This window comes from Streptomyces sp. NPDC086549 (genome assembly GCF_044746205.1).
Lineage (GTDB): Bacteria > Actinomycetota > Actinomycetes > Streptomycetales > Streptomycetaceae > Streptomyces.
The window spans coordinates 396,230-411,889 of sequence record NZ_JBIVBS010000006.1 but is presented as its reverse complement, the minus strand read 5'-3'; the positions used below and the strand labels follow the sequence as shown (position 1 = coordinate 411,889).

General features: G+C 71.1%; 15 protein-coding genes. 8 read left to right on the top strand and 7 right to left on the bottom strand.

Annotation, left to right across the window (positions count from 1 at the left end):
* The first annotated feature begins 95 nt into the window (after positions 1–95).
* The 3 genes from ACIPSA_RS22135 (at position 96) to ACIPSA_RS22125 (ending at position 4,058) form a co-directional block, all read left to right on the top strand.
* The gene (locus ACIPSA_RS22135; RefSeq protein WP_402637559.1) at positions 96–1,439 is read left to right on the top strand and encodes an ABC transporter ATP-binding protein; all 1,344 of its coding nucleotides are present in this window, start codon (positions 96–98) and stop codon (positions 1,437–1,439) included.
* 133 nt (positions 1,440–1,572) lie between these two features.
* Positions 1,573–2,961 carry an aldehyde dehydrogenase family protein gene (locus ACIPSA_RS22130; RefSeq protein WP_402637557.1) on the top strand — a complete coding sequence of 463 codons (1,389 nt, stop codon included), beginning with the start codon at positions 1,573–1,575 and terminating at the stop codon, positions 2,959–2,961.
* A gap of 14 nt (positions 2,962–2,975) precedes the next feature.
* Positions 2,976–4,058 carry a Zn-dependent alcohol dehydrogenase gene (locus ACIPSA_RS22125; RefSeq protein ID WP_402637555.1) on the top strand — a complete coding sequence of 361 codons (1,083 nt, stop codon included), beginning with the start codon at positions 2,976–2,978 and terminating at the stop codon, positions 4,056–4,058.
* Between the two features lie 29 nt (positions 4,059–4,087).
* On the opposite strand, the gene ACIPSA_RS22120 is transcribed toward ACIPSA_RS22125, so the two are convergent.
* The 3 genes from ACIPSA_RS22120 to ACIPSA_RS22110 form a co-directional block, all read right to left on the bottom strand.
* Positions 4,088–5,023, bottom strand: coding sequence for a DMT family transporter (locus ACIPSA_RS22120; RefSeq protein ID WP_402637553.1), 936 nt, complete (start codon positions 5,021–5,023; stop codon positions 4,088–4,090).
* A gap of 80 nt (positions 5,024–5,103) precedes the next feature.
* Complete coding sequence (locus ACIPSA_RS22115; RefSeq protein ID WP_402637551.1) at positions 5,104–5,811, bottom strand: ArsR/SmtB family transcription factor; 708 nt, start codon at positions 5,809–5,811, stop codon at positions 5,104–5,106.
* Between the two features lie 47 nt (positions 5,812–5,858).
* Positions 5,859–6,500 (bottom strand): TetR/AcrR family transcriptional regulator, encoded by a 642-nt coding sequence (locus tag ACIPSA_RS22110; RefSeq protein WP_402637548.1) that lies wholly within the window; start codon positions 6,498–6,500, stop codon positions 5,859–5,861.
* Positions 6,501–6,613: 113 nt separating this feature from the next.
* Here ACIPSA_RS22110 and ACIPSA_RS22105 point away from each other — a divergent pair, with 113 nt between their 5' ends.
* From ACIPSA_RS22105 to ACIPSA_RS22095, 3 genes are all read left to right on the top strand, one after another.
* A complete protein-coding gene (locus ACIPSA_RS22105) occupies positions 6,614–7,765 on the top strand; it encodes an acyl-CoA dehydrogenase family protein (protein ID WP_402637546.1) in 1,152 nt (383 codons plus the stop codon).
* Between the two features lie 60 nt (positions 7,766–7,825).
* Positions 7,826–8,113 (top strand): YiaA/YiaB family inner membrane protein, encoded by a 288-nt coding sequence (locus ACIPSA_RS22100; RefSeq protein ID WP_363296629.1) that lies wholly within the window; start codon positions 7,826–7,828, stop codon positions 8,111–8,113.
* Between the two features lie 83 nt (positions 8,114–8,196).
* On the top strand, positions 8,197–8,820 hold the full coding sequence (locus ACIPSA_RS22095; RefSeq protein ID WP_402637544.1) for a TetR/AcrR family transcriptional regulator: 624 nt from the start codon (positions 8,197–8,199) through the stop codon (positions 8,818–8,820).
* Between the two features lie 33 nt (positions 8,821–8,853).
* Here ACIPSA_RS22095 and ACIPSA_RS22090 read toward each other — a convergent pair whose 3' ends face one another.
* Positions 8,854–9,315 (bottom strand): MaoC family dehydratase, encoded by a 462-nt coding sequence (locus ACIPSA_RS22090; RefSeq protein WP_402637733.1) that lies wholly within the window; start codon positions 9,313–9,315, stop codon positions 8,854–8,856.
* A gap of 115 nt (positions 9,316–9,430) precedes the next feature.
* Here ACIPSA_RS22090 and soxR point away from each other — a divergent pair, with 115 nt between their 5' ends.
* Positions 9,431–9,889, top strand: coding sequence for a redox-sensitive transcriptional activator SoxR (soxR, locus tag ACIPSA_RS22085; protein WP_402637542.1), 459 nt, complete (start codon positions 9,431–9,433; stop codon positions 9,887–9,889).
* A 121-nt stretch (positions 9,890–10,010) separates the two neighbouring features.
* Here soxR and ACIPSA_RS22080 read toward each other — a convergent pair whose 3' ends face one another.
* The 3 genes from ACIPSA_RS22080 to ACIPSA_RS22070 form a co-directional block, all read right to left on the bottom strand.
* Positions 10,011–11,078, bottom strand: coding sequence for an RNA ligase (ATP) (locus ACIPSA_RS22080; protein ID WP_402637540.1), 1,068 nt, complete (start codon positions 11,076–11,078; stop codon positions 10,011–10,013).
* An 81-nt stretch (positions 11,079–11,159) separates the two neighbouring features.
* The gene (locus ACIPSA_RS22075) at positions 11,160–11,903 is read right to left on the bottom strand and encodes a 3-keto-5-aminohexanoate cleavage protein (RefSeq protein ID WP_402637732.1); all 744 of its coding nucleotides are present in this window, start codon (positions 11,901–11,903) and stop codon (positions 11,160–11,162) included.
* A gap of 56 nt (positions 11,904–11,959) precedes the next feature.
* Positions 11,960–12,562, bottom strand: a complete 603-nt coding sequence (locus tag ACIPSA_RS22070; RefSeq protein ID WP_402637538.1) for a hypothetical protein — start codon at positions 12,560–12,562, stop codon at positions 11,960–11,962.
* A gap of 300 nt (positions 12,563–12,862) precedes the next feature.
* Here ACIPSA_RS22070 and ACIPSA_RS22065 point away from each other — a divergent pair, with 300 nt between their 5' ends.
* Entirely contained in the window at positions 12,863–15,646 is a 2,784-nt protein-coding gene (locus ACIPSA_RS22065; RefSeq protein ID WP_402637536.1) for a penicillin acylase family protein, read from the top strand.
* The last annotated feature ends 14 nt before the right edge of the window (positions 15,647–15,660 follow it).

Sequence of the window (15,660 nt, the reverse complement as noted above, 5' to 3'; positions counted from 1 at the left end):
ACTTCCGTGACTCACAGGCCCCGTACGACCGCACGAGGCCTTCGACCACGGAGCAGCGGCACCAGCGCTCTGCACAGCCCCCGGGGGCATCAGCCATGACACGCGCCATCTCCCTGCACGACGTGAGCAAGGCCTACGCGCGAGGCGTCCGCGTGGTGGACCGGCTGTCGCTGGACATCGCGCCGGGGGAGTTCCTCGTGCTGCTCGGGCCCTCCGGCTGTGGCAAGTCCACCGTGCTGCGGATGATCGCCGGACTGGAGGAGATCGACGAGGGCGAACTCCTCCTCGACGGCGAGTACGCCAACGACCTGCAGCCCTCCGACCGGGACATCGCGATGGTCTTCCAGAACTTCGCTCTTTACCCGAACATGACCAGCCGGGACAACATCGGCTTCCCGCTGCGGATCGAGGCTCCCGGCGCGGACCCGCGGCCGCGGGTGGACGCCACCTCCCGCATGCTCGGCATCGAGGACCTCCTCGACCGCTACCCCAGCCAGCTCTCCGGCGGCGAACGCCAGCGCGTCGCCATGGGCCGGGCCATCGCCCGCCATCCCTCCGCCTTCCTGATGGACGAGCCGCTGTCCAACCTCGACGCCAAGCTCCGCAACCACTTACGGACCGAAATCTCCCGGCTCACCAGGGAGTTGGGAGTCACCACGGTCTACGTCACGCACGACCAGGCCGAGGCCATGTCGCTCGGTGACCGGGTCGCCGTGCTGCGCGGCGGAGTGCTCCAGCAGGTCGGCACCCCGCGCTCGGTGTACGCGCTCCCGCGCAACGTCTTCGTCGCCGCCTTCATCGGCACCCCCCGCATCAACCTGTTGCAGGGACTCGTCCGTGCGCCGCTGGACGGAGCGATGACGATCAGCCTCGGCAAGCAGGCCCTGCGCCTGCCCGAACCGCTCAGCCTGGACCACCGGCTGCTGCGCGTGCAGCAGGGCCGCGAGGTGATCGTGGGGCTGCGCTCGGAGGCCGTCCGTATCGCCAAGCCCGCCTCCGCCAGGCCCGGCGAGGTGCCGATCAGCGGGCTGGTGGAGCACGTGGAGTTCCAGGGCCACGAGGTCCTCGTCCACTTCAACACCGGTTCCCGCCCCGCCTTCGTACCGGAACTGGAGGCCCCGCGCCCGTCCCCCCGCCCTGCGCGGCGCCGCCGCCGTCGCGAGGGGCCGACGGTCCTGGACCGGCTCAGGGAGCGGGCCGGTGCCCTGCGCGCCGGGCCGGTGGTGGTCCTGGAGCACCCGGCGGACGCCGACCCCGAACCGGCGCCTCCGGAGGGCCGGCTGCCCGGCGACCTGGTCGTGCGCACCACCCCGGACATCCGGCTCCGCCACGGCATGCAGGTCCCCCTCCTCGTCGACATCGCTCACCTCTTCGTCTTCGACCAGCACGGCGAACGCATCTGTCCGTCCCCGGCGCGGCTGCCCGACCTGGAGGAGTGAGCCCAGTAGGGATGGGGCTGCGCAAGGATCACGGGCTTCTGCCGTCCCGGAACGTCCGGTCCCGTCTGGCGCCGGAAAACTAACGCCGTTAGTTTGTCGGTCGGACGACGCAGCCCCGCCGGGAGGAAGCAGCATGAAGGCACACGACGGCCTGTACATCGACGGCACCTGGCGCCCCGCCGCGGGCCCGGAGGTGATCGAGGTCGTGAACCCGGCCGACGAGCAGGTCATCGGCCGCGTCCCGGCGGGCACCGCCCTGGACGTCGACACCGCCGTACGGGCCGCCCGCACTGCCCTCCCGGCCTGGGCCGCGACCCCGCCCGCCGAGCGCGCCGCACGCCTGACCGCCCTTAGGGACGTGCTCGTGGCCCGCAAGGACGAGATCGCCGAGACGGTCACCGCGGAGCTGGGCTCACCGCTCCCGTTCTCGCAGGCCGTCCACGTGGGCGTGCCGATCGCGGTCGCGGGCTCCTACGCCGAACTCGCCGCGACCCACGCCTTCGAGGAGAAGGTCGGCAACTCGACCGTCCACCACGAACCCGTCGGCGTGGTCGGTGCGATCACCCCCTGGAACTACCCCCTCCACCAGATCGTCGCCAAGGTCGCCCCGGCACTGGCCGCGGGCTGCACCATCGTGCTGAAGCCGGCCGAGGACACCCCGCTCACCGCCCAGCTCTTCGCCGAGGCGGTCCACGAGGCGGGCATCCCCGCGGGTGTGTTCAACCTGGTCACCGGCCTCGGCCCGGTCGCCGGCCAGGCACTCGCCGAGCACCCGGGCGTCGACCTGGTCTCCTTCACCGGCTCCACGGCGGTCGGCCGGGGGATCGGCGCGGTGGCGGGCGCGGCCGTCAAGAAGGTCGCCCTGGAGCTCGGCGGCAAGTCGGCGAACGTCATCCTGCCCAGCGCCGATCTCGCCAAGGCCGTCAACGTCGGCGTCGCCAACGTGATGTCCAATTCCGGCCAGACGTGCAGTGCCTGGACACGCATGCTGGTGCACACCGACCGGTACGAGGAGGCGGTGGAACTCGCCGCGGCCGCCGCCGCCAAGTACGGCGACCGCATCGGCCCGGTCGTCAGCGGCAAGCAACGGGCCCGGGTGCGCGGTTACATCGAGAAGGGCCTCGCCGAGGGCGCGCGGATGGTCGCGGGCGGCGCCGAATCCCCGCGCGAGTCGGGCTACTTCGTGAGCCCCACCGTGTTCGCGGACGTCACCCCGGAGATGACGGTCGCGCAGGAGGAGATCTTCGGTCCGGTCCTCACGATCCTGCGCTACGAGGACGAGGAGGACGCCCTGCGCATCGCCAACGGTACGGTCTACGGCCTCGCGGGCGCCGTCTGGGCCGGGGACGAGGCGGAGGCGGTGGCCTTCGCCCGCCGCATGGACACCGGCCAGGTCGACATCAACGGCGGCCGCTTCAACCCGCTGGCCCCCTTCGGAGGGTACAAGCAGTCCGGCGTGGGCCGGGAACTCGGCGCGCATGGACTCGCCGAGTACCTCCAGACCAAGTCCCTCCAGTTCTAAGGGAGTTCCGAGTCATGGCCGTACGTGCCGCCGTCCTGCCCGCCATCGGCGCCCCGCTGGAGATCACCGGGATCGACCTGCCCGACCCGGCCCCCGGCCAGGTCCGGGTCCGCCTTGCCGCCGCCGGGGTCTGCCACTCCGACCTGTCCCTGTCCGACGGCACCATGCGGGTGCCGGTCCCGGCCGTCCTCGGGCACGAGGGCGCGGGCACGGTCGTCGCCGTGGGCGACGGGGTCACCCATGTGGCGCCGGGCTCCCCGGTCGTCCTCAACTGGGCTCCGTCCTGCGGGAGCTGTCACGCCTGCTCGCTCGGCGAGGTCTGGCTGTGCACCAACGCGCTCAACGGGGCGGCCGACGTCTACGCCCGCACCGTGGACGGCACCGACCTCCACCCCGGCCTCAACGTCGCCGCGTTCGCCGAGGAGACGGTGGTCGCGGCCTCCTGCGTGCTGCCCCTGCCGGAGGGAGTGCCCCTCGCGGACGCCGCCCTCCTCGGCTGCGCCGTCCTCACCGGCTACGGCGCCGTCCACCACTCGGCGCGGGTACGGCCCGGTGAGACGGTCGCGGTGTTCGGCGCGGGCGGAGTCGGCCTCGCCACCCTCCAGGCGGCCCGGATCGCGGGCGCCGAGCGGATCGTCGCGGTCGACGTCTCCCCGGAGAAGGAGGAGCTGGCGCGCGGGGCCGGCGCCACCGACTTCGTCGTCGCCTCCGAGAACACGCCCCGGGAGATCCGTGCCCTCACCGGCAAGCAGGGCGTCGACGTCTCCGTCGAGTGCGTGGGCCGCGCGGTCAGCATCCGGGCCGCCTGGGAGTCGACGCGCCGCGGCGGCCGGACGACCGTGGTCGGCATCGGCGGCAAGGACCAGCAGGTCACCTTCAACGCCCTGGAGCTCTTCCATTGGGGCAGGACCCTGTCCGGCTGTGTGTACGGCAACTCCGACCCGGCCCGGGACCTGCCCGTGCTCGCCGAGCACGTACGGGAGGGCCGGCTGGACCTGGGCGCGCTGGTGACGGAGCGGATCTCCCTCGAAGGGATCCCGGCCGCGTTCGAGAACATGCTGGCGGGGAAGGGCGGACGCGCGCTGGTCGTGTTCTGACGGTCAGGAGACCTGTTGTGTTCCGACGGTCAGGAGACCTGCTCGGGTCGCGGCTCCGGAGCCGCGACCCGGGACGTCCGGGCCCGCGTCCGGGAGCGCGACACCGCCACGCCCGCCAGGCACAGCGCCCCGCCCGCCAGTGTGAGCAGCCCCGGCACCTCGCCGAGCGCCAGCCACGACATCAGCACGACCAGCGCGGGCACGGCGTACGTCGTCGCGCCCATGCGGCTGGCCGTCGTCCGGGCCAGGGCGTAGGCCCAGGTCGTGAAGGCGAGCGCGGTCGGGAAGACGCCCAGGTACACCATGTTCAGCGTCGCGGAGACCGGTGCGTCGGCGGCCTCGTGCACCAGCTGCCCGGCGAACGGCAGACACACCACGGCTCCGACGAGACACCCGAAGGTCGTCACCTGGAGCGCGCTCGCGTGGGCGAGGGCGGGCTTCTGGGCGACCACACCGGAGGCGTACGCCACCGCCGCGAGCAGGCACAGCACCACGCCGAGCACCGAGGAGCCGTCCCCGCCCGACATCGACAGCCCCACCGTCACCGCGCCCGCGAACGACACCGCCATGCCCGCCAGCAGCCGCGGCGGCATCGGATCGCCGAGCAGCCGGGCACCGAGCAGGGCGATGAGCAGCGGGCCGATGTTCACCACCAGGGCCGCGGTACCGGCGTCCACCTGCTGCTCGCCCCAGTTCAGGACGACCATGTAGAACCCGAACCACAGCAGCCCGGATATCGCGATCCCGCGCCACACCGATCTCGGCGGCCACCCCTCCCGCCGTACGAGACACATCACGCCCAGCGCCAGCACCCCGGCCAGCAGCCGCCCGAGCGCCAGGGCGCCCGGCGAGTACGCGCCCCCCGCGCTGCGGATCGACACGAAGGCGGAGGCCCACAGCACGACGCTGACGGTGGCCGCACCGGCGGCGAGCAGCTGGGGGCGGGACGAGGAGGCGTTCATCATGCTCCTGAGGCTAGGAGGAGGGAGAGCCGGGGGCTCGCGAATTTCGGACGGGACGATCGGGAGCCGTAGGCCGGCCGGGCTCAGCGCAGTGCCCCCGTCTCGATGCCGAGCAATTCGGACAGCACCCGCTCGCCCGGCGGAGTCACCTTCACCGCGCGTTCGGAGCCGATGCGTACGCACCAGCCTGCATCCAGGGCGTGGCGGCACAGGGCCGCGCCCGCGACGCCCGCGAGGTGGGGTCGGCGCTCGGTCCAGTCGAGGCAGGCCCGGGCAAGTGGGCGGCGCCCTGCGCGGTCGAGGGCGATACCGACCGAGCCGAACCAGTCCAGGCCCGCCTCCGTGAGCGCGAAGCCCGTGTCCTGCCGGAGCAGGCCGCGTTCGGTCAGCGCGTCGGCGAGCACGATGCCGAGCCGGCCGGCGAGGTGGTCGTAGCAGGTGCGGCCGCGGGCCATGGCGGACCCCGCGGTGGACTCCCGCAGGGTGCGCGGGCGCCGGGCCTCCGGCGCGACATGCGTGGCCAGGTCCTCGATCAGTTGCGCCGCCCGGGCGTCGGCCAGCCGTACGTACCGGTGCCGCCCCTGCCGTTCCTCGGCGAGCAGCCCGCCCGAGACCAGCCTGCTCAGGTGCTCGCTCAGCGTGGACGCGGCGACGCCCGCGTGCCGGGCCAGCTCGCCGGCCGTCCAGGCTCGCCCGTCCAGCAGCGCCAGCAGACACGCGGCCCGCGTCTCGTCCGCGAACAGCGCTGCCAGCGCCGCCAGGCCCCTCGCCCGTGGGTCCTCGGTGGTCATGCGTCCCAGGATGCGGCACGGACACTTCGGCGGGCGCCGAAGTGTGGCTACGCGGCCGGCCCGACCTGCGCGTACTGCTGCGCCAGCCCGTCGAGGAGCGCCGTCAGCCCCGTCTCGAAGGCCCGCTCGTCGATCTTCTCCTGCTGCTCGGCGAGGAGGTGGGCCTGGCCGAGGTGGGGGTAGTCGGCGGGATCGTACGCGCTCTCGTCGTCCACGAAGCCCCCGGCGAACGACCCGAGCGCGGAGCCCATGATGAAGTACCGCATCAGAGCGCCGATGGACGTGGCCTGCCCGGGCGGCCACCCGGCGCCGACCATCGCGCCGTACACGGCGTCGGCGAGCCGCAGCCCGGCGGGGCGGCGGCCGGGCCCGCGGGCGAGGACCGGGACGATGTTCGGGTGGTCGCGCAGGGCGGCCCGGTAGGAGACGGCCCAGTCGTGCAGCGCGGTGCGCCAGTCCCGGCCGCCCTCGAACATCGACAGGTCGACCTGGGCGCTGACGGAGTCCGCGACCGCCTCCAGGATCTCGTCCTTGGTGCGGAAGTGGTTGTAGAGCGAGGGGCCGCTCACCCCCAGCTCGGCGGCGAGCCGGCGCGTCGAGACGGCCGGCAGGCCCTCCGCGTCCACGAGCTCGCGTGCCGTCTCGATGATCCGGTCGGTACTGAGAAGGGGCTTGCGCGGTCGGGCCATGGCGCACATAGTAGGGCTGCATCTGGAAACTAGCAGTGCTAATTTAAATGTACAGTTTTCAAGGTCCACCGTGTGTCCGTTGTGTGTTCCGTCATCTGTGGGGTGATCTCGTCGTGAACCTGGAGCTCAGCGAGGAGCAGACCGCCGTCCGGCAGCTCGCCCGGGACTTCGTGGAGCGGGAGATCGCCCCCAACGTGGTCGCCTGGGACCGGGCCGAGGAGGTCGACCGTGGCCTTGTGAAGAAGCTTGGCGAGGTCGGTTTCCTGGGGCTCACCATCGACGAGGAGTACGGCGGCTCGGGCGGTGACCACCTGGCGTACTGCCTGGTCACGGAGGAGCTGGGCCGGGGTGACTCCTCGGCCCGCGGGATCGTGTCCGTCTCCCTCGGCCTCGTGGCGAAGTCCGTCGCGGCCTGGGGGAGCGAGGAGCAGAAACGGCAGTGGCTGCCGGGCCTGACGTCCGGGGAGTACGTCGGCTGCTTCGGCCTGACCGAGCCGGGGACCGGGTCCGACGCGGGCAACCTCTCCACACGGGCCGTGCGCGACGGCGGCGACTACGTCATCAACGGCACCAAGATGTTCATCACGAACGGCACCTGGGCCGATGTCGTGCTGCTCTTCGCCCGCTCCACGGACGCCCCCGGCCACAATGGCGTCTCCGCCTTCCTCGTGCCCACCGACACCCCGGGCCTGACCCGGAACCCCATCCACGGCAAGCTCGGCCTGCGCGGCCAGGCCACCGCCGAACTGGTACTGGAGGACGTCCGGGTGCCGGCGTCGGCGATGCTGGCGCCCGAGGGCAAGGGCTTCACGGTCGCCATGTCCGCGCTCGCCAAGGGGCGCATGTCGGTCGCCGCGGGCTGTGTCGGCATAGCCCAGGCCGCGCTGGACGCGGCCGTGCGGTACGCCGGCGAGCGCGAGCAGTTCGGCAAGCCCATCGCCCGCCACCAGCTGGTGCAGGAGCTGATCAGTGACATCGCGGTCGACGTGGACGCGGCCCGGCTGCTGACCTGGCGGGTCGCCGACCTGATCGACCGCGGACTGCCCTTCGCCGTCGAGTCCTCCAAGGCCAAGCTCTTCGCCTCCGAGGCGGCCGTCCGCGCCGCGAACAACGCGCTGCAGGTCTTCGGCGGCTACGGCTACATCGACGAGTACCCGGCGGGCAAGCTCCTGCGCGACGCCCGGGTGATGACCCTCTACGAGGGCACCAGCCAGATCCAGAAGCTGCTCATCGGGCGGGCGCTGACGGGGGTCTCGGCCTTCTGAGTACGTCTCTGAGTATGTCGGCGGATGTGCCGGGCGCCGTGCCCGGACAGGCTTGTCCCCATGAGTGACACACCGGTCAAGCAGCAGAGTACGGCCGCGTTCTACGGGCAGGCCGTCGCCTCCTTCGCCATCGCCATGGCGGCCACGTCCATCGGCATCTACCGGCTGGACACCGACGCCTGGGTCCGGGCCTTCCTGGCGATCGCGGTCCTGTACCTCGTCACCTCCGCCTTCACCCTCGCCAAGGTGATCAGGGACCGGCAGGAGGCGGGACAGATCGTGAGCCGGGTCGACCAGGCGCGGCTGGAGAAGCTCCTCGCCGACCACGACCCGTTCGAGAAGATCTGAGCAGATCTGAGCAGGCACTCTAAGCGGCCGCTCACCTTCGGCGGTATGGTGTAGCTCCTGTCACCGAGAGGGGCGAGCGAACGATGAGTACGGCGGAGGAGACGACCGGCGGCGAGGTCGAGCCGTGGGAAGAGGTCACCCCTGACGCGGCCCGGCGACTGCTCGTCGCAGCTGTGGAGGCCTTCGCCGAGCGCGGCTACCACGCGACGACGACCCGCGACATCGCGGGCCGCGCCGGCATGAGCCCGGCCGCGCTCTACATCCATTACAAGACCAAGGAAGAGCTGCTTCACCGGATCAGCCGGATCGGCCACGACAGGGCCCTGGACATCCTGCGGACCGCCGCGCGGCGCGAGGGCAGCGCGGCGGAGCGGCTCGCCGACGCCGTGAGCTCCTTCGTCCGCTGGCACGCCGGGCGGCGCACCACCGCCCGTGTCGTCCAGTACGAGCTGGACGCGCTCGGGCCGGACGCCCGCGCCGAGATCCTCGCGCTGCGCCGCCAGGTCGACGGCGAGGTGCGCGGGATCATCCAGGAGGGTGTCGAGTGCGGCGAGTTCGACGTGCTGGACGTGCACGGCACCACCCTCGCGGTGCTGTCCTTGTGCATCGACGTCGCCCGCTGGTTCAACGTGGACGGCCCCCGCACGCCCGAGGAGGTCGGCGCGCTCTACGCCGACCTCGTCCTGCGGATGGTCGGGGCCAAGTAGGCCCCGGCCTGGCGGCGCGGGCGCTCAGAGGTATCAGAGGTAGTAGCGGGAGACCGACTCCGCGACGCACACCGGCTTGTCGCCGCCCTCGCGCTCCACGCTGAAGGCGACGGCCACCTGGACGCCGCCGGTGACGTCCTCGACGCCGGTGATCTGCGCGGTTGCGCGCAGCCGGGAGCCGACCGGGACGGGCGCGGGGAAACGGACCTTGTTCGTCCCGTAGTTCACGCCCATCTTCACGCCCTCGACCGAGATCAGCTGGGGTCCGAAGAGCGGGAGCAGCGACAGGGTCAGGTACCCGTGGGCGATGGTCGTCCCGAACGGCCCCGCGGCCGCCTTCTCCGGATCGACATGGATCCACTGGTGGTCGCCGGTGGCGTCCGCGAACAGGTCGATCCGCTTCTGGTCGACCTCCAGCCAGTCGGTGTACCCCAGCTGCTCGCCCACGGCCGCCTTCAGCTCGTCGGGGGAGGTGAAGATCCTCGGTTCTGCCATGTTCCCGGCCTCTCGCGTCATGGAATCGCTCATCTCTAAGCGACTGCTTAGCATGGTCGGACGCCGAACCGATGTCAACGGACGACGAGGGTGAGGGATGGGTAGGCTCTCCGGGGTGCCCCAGATCCCCGAGAAGATCCACGAGCTGACCGTCGGCCAGCTGTCCGCGCGCAGCGGCGCCGCCGTCTCCGCCCTGCACTTCTACGAGTCCAAGGGCCTCATCAGCAGCCGCCGCACCTCCGGCAACCAGCGCCGTTACACCCGCGACACCCTGCGCCGCGTCGCCTTCGTGCGAGCCGCCCAGCGTGTCGGCATTCCCCTCGCCACGATCCGCGAGGCCCTCGCGCAGCTCCCCGAGGAGCGGACCCCGACCAGGGAGGACTGGGCCCGCCTCTCGGAGGCCTGGCGCTCCGAACTCGACGAGCGCATCAAGCAGCTGAACCGTTTGCGCGATCACCTGACCGACTGCATCGGGTGCGGGTGTCTGTCCCTGGAGAACTGTGTCCTGTCCAACCCGGACGACGCGTTCGGCGAACAGCTGACAGGGTCTCGATTGCTGGCGGAGGGCCGCTGAGACTCGGCTATGGGGGAGGGGCGTTCTGCCGTCTGCCGAGTGCGGGTGCGTAGTGGCCGGTCGCGCAGTTCCCCGCGCCCCTCAGGGAACTGCAGCGCCGTTGGCCGGTGCGCCCCGTGACCTACTCGTACTCCGTGCCGCCCTTGCGCGTCAGGTACGCCGGGCTGACCGCCTTGGCTATCGCCCGACCGCCGGTCACCTCGCTGTACCGCTCCACGGCCGGCCGGATCACGACACCCTCCCGGAGGTGGAGCCCACGCCCGGAGACGGTCTCCCGTCCACTGGCGAACTCCAGCACCCGCTCGATGTCGTACGGCCCCTCGTACAGCCGCGGCACCAGCGGCAGCTCCCCCTCCAGCAGCTCCGCCGCGTCCAGCCACCGTACGGCTCCGTCGATCTCGGCGGACACGTCGAACACCGCGAACCCGAGCGTCTCCCGGCGCCCGTCGGCCCCGTACGTCAGGTCCTGCACCCCAGCCCCGTACGCCTCCCCGAAGATGCCGACCCGCCGCGCGCCCAGCCGCTCGCAGAGCCTGGCGGCCGCCTCGGCGACCCCGTGCCCCCGTATCGCCCGCCAGTACAGGTTCCGCGGATCCTCCTTCAGGGCGAGGGACTTGGCACCGAAGCCCTTGGATGACACGAACACCCGTCCCTCGTCGGCGAGATACGTCAGCAGGCACGCCGAACCGTGCAGCTTCTCGGTCAGGACCACAGCCTCGCCCGATGTGAATATCCCCGGGTAGCGCTGGATGTTCTCGATGTCGACCCAGGACAGCAGGTCCGGCGCGGACTCGACGTCGCCGGCCATGGTCGGCGGGATCGGCGGCACCCACTTGGTGATGCCGAGCCGCTCCGCGAAGTCGGTCCCCTCGGCGGCGGCCCGCGCCAGGTCCAGGTCCGCCAGCGCCTTCGGCCGGCACACGATGCCCTGCGACAGCTCCCCGCGCAGCCGCACCGCCTTGACCCGGTCGGCATTGCCGCCCGCCAGCCGGCCGGTCAGCCCGAGCTCCTCGATCAGCCCGGCCGGGAGTACGGACTGCTCCGGGATGTAGACGGCGGCCTCACCGGTGCGGTACGCGCCCTTGGCGACGACGGCGCGGTACAGGCCCACTTGGGCCAGTTCGAGCGCGTCGGCGTTCGGATGCTCATGGACGGTCAGCACTTCGGCGGTGACGCGCAGCGTCGACATGTCGGACTCCTCGGACGTGGTTCCTCAGGCGTGTTTCATCGCCTCCCACTGTCCGCAGGACAAAGGGGTGGAGCACCCGGTTTATCCCTTGCTAGGGTCGCGCTCTTCGGCCCACGACCCGTACTGGACCAGAGCTTCGGCCACCAACTGGGCGTTGGACGACGCCCGTTGACCGTCCGGCAGCAGCAGGGTGTCCTCCAGGCCCATGCGCGTGGCCAGTCCCAGCCGCCCGGCCAGCCGCAACACCGGCCAGGCGCCGCCGTCCTCGCCGTGCAGCAGGACGGGGCGGCCGTGGGCGTCGCCCAGATCGGCGAGCAGCCCGCGTGCGGACTCCTCCGCCGTGTCCGCGCCGGTGTCCGTCACCTCCGCCAGCACCCGCAGCACCTTCGGACCGAGCTGCGAGCTCGCGAACCGGGCCGCTCCGTCCGTGCCGGACCAGATGCCCGCCTCGACTTCCACACCCATGGCGATCAGCCGCGCGGCCAACTCCTCCGCGCCCGGCTCGTGCCAGTTGACCGAGGCGTGGTCCGGCAGCACCGTCCAGCTCCGCACCTGCTTCAGGCGGGCAAGCGGATCCGGTTCGGCCCAGGCTCCCGTGGTCACTCCGACCGGCGCCGGCACCCGGGCCCGTATGGTCTCCAGCGTGGCAGCGACCACGCGTGGGGAGAGGCTGTCCCGCCCGCACGGGGTTCTGGGGTGCACATGAACGTCCGTGGCCCCGGCCGCGACGGCCTCCGCCGCGGACTGCGCCATCGCCTCGGGCGACAAGGGCACACACCCACCGTCGGCGCCCTCGCGGCGCCCGTTGAGACACACCTGCAGCATGTTCACGGTCCTGTTCGGTAGGGGGTGCGGCATCCCCGGCGCACCCCCGGCGTGCCTCAGGCCGACACGAGCAGTCTGCCGCGCCTGGCGTAGGCCAGTGCCTCGGGGGTGAGCACCGGCCGGGGGACGAGAATCCCGCAGTCGACGCAGACCGGACCCGCCGAGGGTTCGTGGTCCAGGTCGTACTTCCAGATGAGGCGCTCCCCGTCGCACACCGGGCAGGCCGAACCCGGCTCGCGCTCCAGGGCGGCGATCAGCCGTCGCAGCACCTCGGCCAGCGGCTCATGGGGGTGGACACGCGGGTCGTCGCACCAGGCGACACCGAAGCCGCCCCAGGTCAGCCGGTGCCAGTCGTCCACGCTGCCCGGCCGGCGCAGCCCGTCGTGCTTCTCCTTCTTGCGGCGCTCGGCGAACCCGGCCTCATAGGCGAGCCATACCGCCCGCGCCTCCTCCAACTCCTCCAACGCGGCCACGAGCCGCGCCGGATCGGGGGACCGGTCCTCGGGACCGAACCCGGCCCGGGAGCACAGGTGGTCCCAGGTGGCCCTGTGCCCGTAAGGAGCGAAACGCTCCAGGCACTTGCGCAGCGAGTAGCGCCGTAGCGCCAGGTCGCACCTCGGGTCTCGCACCTGTCTCGCCAGACTCCGGAAACCGGCCATCGCCCTGCACCTCCGTCACACCTGTACCTGTACTCCGGTCACTTCGGCGTCGTCGTACGGACTTCGCGTGACTTCGTACGACGTTGCTCGACTTCACTCGACTTCGCACGACGTCGCCGAATAGACGTATCGACACTCGATTCGGCTCCATTCGATTTCCGATGCCGTCCATAAGACGGTCCGGGTTGACCGCCGACGGGCAACGACGGTTGCAACTTCAAAAAGTGACGCATGTTCATCTTCAATCTCGGGGATACCGGCGGTAACCTCCCGCCAACCCCCGGCCCCACAGGAGTTGCCATGGCACGGCGCACCCCACGCAACGCGTTGTTCAACAGACTGAGAACTCCCGGCAGACTCGCCGGGTTCCTGAAATCCGCATCCGTATGCGTCCTCGTCGCCGGTCTGCTGTCCCCGCTGGCCCAGGCGCCCGCGGCCGCCGCGGCCTCCAACGACTACTGCGGCGGCCAGTGTTCGGACATCCTGCCGCCCGGCGAGAACGGCAACGCGACCCTCGCCCAGATCCTCCTCAACCAGGTGTTCGGCACCCAGCCCGACCACGCCGAGGACCAGCTCGGCCCCTACGCCAACCTGGCGACGGGCTACTCGACGCTCACCGACGCGAAGATCAACAACTTCTTCAACGACGCGTCGTTCGGGGTCGCTTCCGATCAAGTCGCCTCCACGGAGAAGCCGGCCGGCCGCAGCGATGTGACCATCGTCCGCGACAAGAAGACCGGCGTGCCGCACATCACCGGTACCACCAGATACGGCACGGAGTTCGGCGCCGGGTATGCCGCGGCTGAGGACCGGCTGTGGCTCATGGACGTCTTCCGGCACGTCGGCCGGGGCCAGTTGACCGCCTTCGCCGGCGGCGCGGCCAGCAACCAGGGCCTTGAGCAGGAGTTCTACCGCAATGCCCCGTACACCGAGGCGGACCTCCAGGCCCAGATCGACAACGCCGTCGCCAACAACGGCGCCCGCGGCCAGCAGGCCCTCGCCGACGCCAACGCCTACCTCGCCGGCATCAACTCCTACATCGACGCCTCCGACAGCGGCCGCTACTTCCCCGGCGAGTACGTCCTGACGGGACACAAGGACTCGATCACCAACGCCGGCACCATCGACCACTTCAAGATCACCGACCTGGTGGCGCTGGGCTCGGTCATCGGCTCGCTGTTCGGCGCCGGCGGTGGCGGTGAGGTCAACAACGCGATCTCCCTGATCGCGGCCCAGTCCAAGTACGGTGTGGAGGAGGGCACCAAGGTCTGGGAGTCCTTCCGTGAGCGCAACGACCCCGAGGCCGTCCTCACCGTCCACAACGGCGAGAGCTTCCCGTACGCCGCCAAGCCGGACGACGCCCAGGGCGAGGCCCTGCCCGACGCCGGCTCGGTGACCCAGGAACCCCTGGTCTACGACCGTACGGGCAGTGCGTCCACCTCCAGCGCGACCAGCGCGTCGGCCACGGCGGCGACCACCACGCTGAGCTCCGCCAAGCGCGGCATGTCCAACGCCCTCGTGGTGAGCGGCAAGTACACCGCGAGCGGCCACCCGATCGCCGTCTTCGGACCGCAGACCGGCTACTTCGCCCCGCAGCTGCTCATGCTCCAGGAGATCCAGGGGCCGGGCATCAGTGCCCGCGGCGCCTCCTTCGCGGGTCTGAGCATGTACGTCGAACTCGGCCGCGGCCAGGACTACTCCTGGAGCGCGACGACCTCCGGCCAGGACATCATCGACTCGTACGCGGTCGAGCTGTGCCAGGACGACTACCACTACCTCTACCACGGCACCTGCACGGCCATGGACAAGATCGAGCAGAAGAACGCCTGGACGCCGACGACGGCGGACGGGACGGCCGCGGGCTCGTACACGATGAGGGTGTGGCGCACGAAGTACGGGCCGGTCGAGTACCGCGCCACCGTCGGCGGCAAGAAGGTCGCCTACACGACCCTGCGCTCCTCCTACATGCACGAGGCCGACTCGATCATCGGCTTCCAGATGCTGAACGACCCGGACTACGTCAAGGGCCCGCAGGACTTCCAGAGCGCGGCGCAGCACATCAACTACACCTTCAACTGGTTCTATGCCGACTCCCAGCACACCGCGTACTACAACAGCGGCAACAACCCCGTGCGGGCGACCGGCGTCGACGCCGAGTTCCCCGTGTGGGGACAGGCCGCGTACGAGTGGAAGAACTGGGACCCGGCCACCAACACGGCCGACTACACCCCGGCCTCCGCGCACCCCAACTCCATCGACCAGGACTACTACGTCTCCTGGAACAACAAGCAGGCCAAGGACTACACGACCGCGCCCTGGGGCGACGGTTCGGTCCATCGCGGCAACCTGCTCGAGGACCGGGTGAAGAAGCTGGTCGCGGCCGGCGGGGTGACCCGGACGTCCCTCGTGAAGGCGATGGCCGACGCGGCACTCGCCGACCTGCGGGCCGAGGACGTCCTGCCGAAGCTGCTGAAGGTCGTCAACAGCTCGACGGTGACCGACTCCACGGCCGCCGCGGCGGTGACCAAGCTGCAGACATGGCTGACGGCGGGCGCCAAGCGCACGGAGACCTCCGCCGGTTCGAAGACGTACGCCAACGCGGACGCGATCCGGATCCTGGACGCCTGGTGGCCGCTGCTGGTGAAGGCCGAGTTCGAACCCGGTCTGGGCAGCGACCTGTACACCGCCTTCGGCAACAACCTGCCGATCGACGAGTCCCCGTCGGCCGCGCACGGCCCGACCGGCTCGCACGCCGGAAGCTCGTTCCAGTACGGCTGGTGGAGCTATGTCGACAAGGACATCCGGGCGGTGCTCGGTGAGTCCGTGCAGGGCGGCCTGGAGCAGAAGTACTGCGGTGGCGGCAGCCTCAGCTCCTGCCGGGACAGCCTGATCAGCACGCTGAAGACCGCGGCAGGCATGACCGCTGCCCAGGTCTACCCCGGTGACGACCAGTGCTCGGCGGGCGACCAGTGGTGCGCCGACTCGATCGTCCAGCGCACCCTGGGTGGCATCAAGCACGGAAAGATCAGCTGGCAGAACCGGCCGACCTTCCAGCAGGTGGTGGAGTACACGTCACACCGGTGACATCCGAACGGCGG

Excerpts from the sequence above, each read along its gene's own strand:
- ACIPSA_RS22080 (WP_402637540.1), bottom strand. The coding sequence starts at position 11,078 with ATGTCGACGCTGCGCGTCACCGCCGAAGTGCTGACCGTCCATGAGCAT.
- ACIPSA_RS22070 (WP_402637538.1), bottom strand. The coding sequence starts at position 12,562 with ATGGCCGGTTTCCGGAGTCTGGCGAGACAGGTGCGAGACCCGAGGTGC.
- ACIPSA_RS22125 (WP_402637555.1), top strand. The coding sequence starts at position 2,976 with ATGGCCGTACGTGCCGCCGTCCTGCCCGCCATCGGCGCCCCGCTGGAG.
- ACIPSA_RS22075 (WP_402637732.1), bottom strand. The coding sequence starts at position 11,903 with ATGCTGCAGGTGTGTCTCAACGGGCGCCGCGAGGGCGCCGACGGTGGG.
- ACIPSA_RS22115 (WP_402637551.1), bottom strand. The coding sequence starts at position 5,811 with ATGACCACCGAGGACCCACGGGCGAGGGGCCTGGCGGCGCTGGCAGCG.
- ACIPSA_RS22095 (WP_402637544.1), top strand. The coding sequence starts at position 8,197 with ATGAGTACGGCGGAGGAGACGACCGGCGGCGAGGTCGAGCCGTGGGAA.
- ACIPSA_RS22120 (WP_402637553.1), bottom strand. The coding sequence starts at position 5,023 with ATGATGAACGCCTCCTCGTCCCGCCCCCAGCTGCTCGCCGCCGGTGCG.
- ACIPSA_RS22065 (WP_402637536.1), top strand. The coding sequence starts at position 12,863 with ATGGCACGGCGCACCCCACGCAACGCGTTGTTCAACAGACTGAGAACT.
- ACIPSA_RS22110 (WP_402637548.1), bottom strand. The coding sequence starts at position 6,500 with ATGGCCCGACCGCGCAAGCCCCTTCTCAGTACCGACCGGATCATCGAG.
- ACIPSA_RS22135 (WP_402637559.1), top strand. The coding sequence starts at position 96 with ATGACACGCGCCATCTCCCTGCACGACGTGAGCAAGGCCTACGCGCGA.
- ACIPSA_RS22090 (WP_402637733.1), bottom strand. The coding sequence starts at position 9,315 with ATGGCAGAACCGAGGATCTTCACCTCCCCCGACGAGCTGAAGGCGGCC.
- ACIPSA_RS22130 (WP_402637557.1), top strand. The coding sequence starts at position 1,573 with ATGAAGGCACACGACGGCCTGTACATCGACGGCACCTGGCGCCCCGCC.
- ACIPSA_RS22100 (WP_363296629.1), top strand. The coding sequence starts at position 7,826 with ATGAGTGACACACCGGTCAAGCAGCAGAGTACGGCCGCGTTCTACGGG.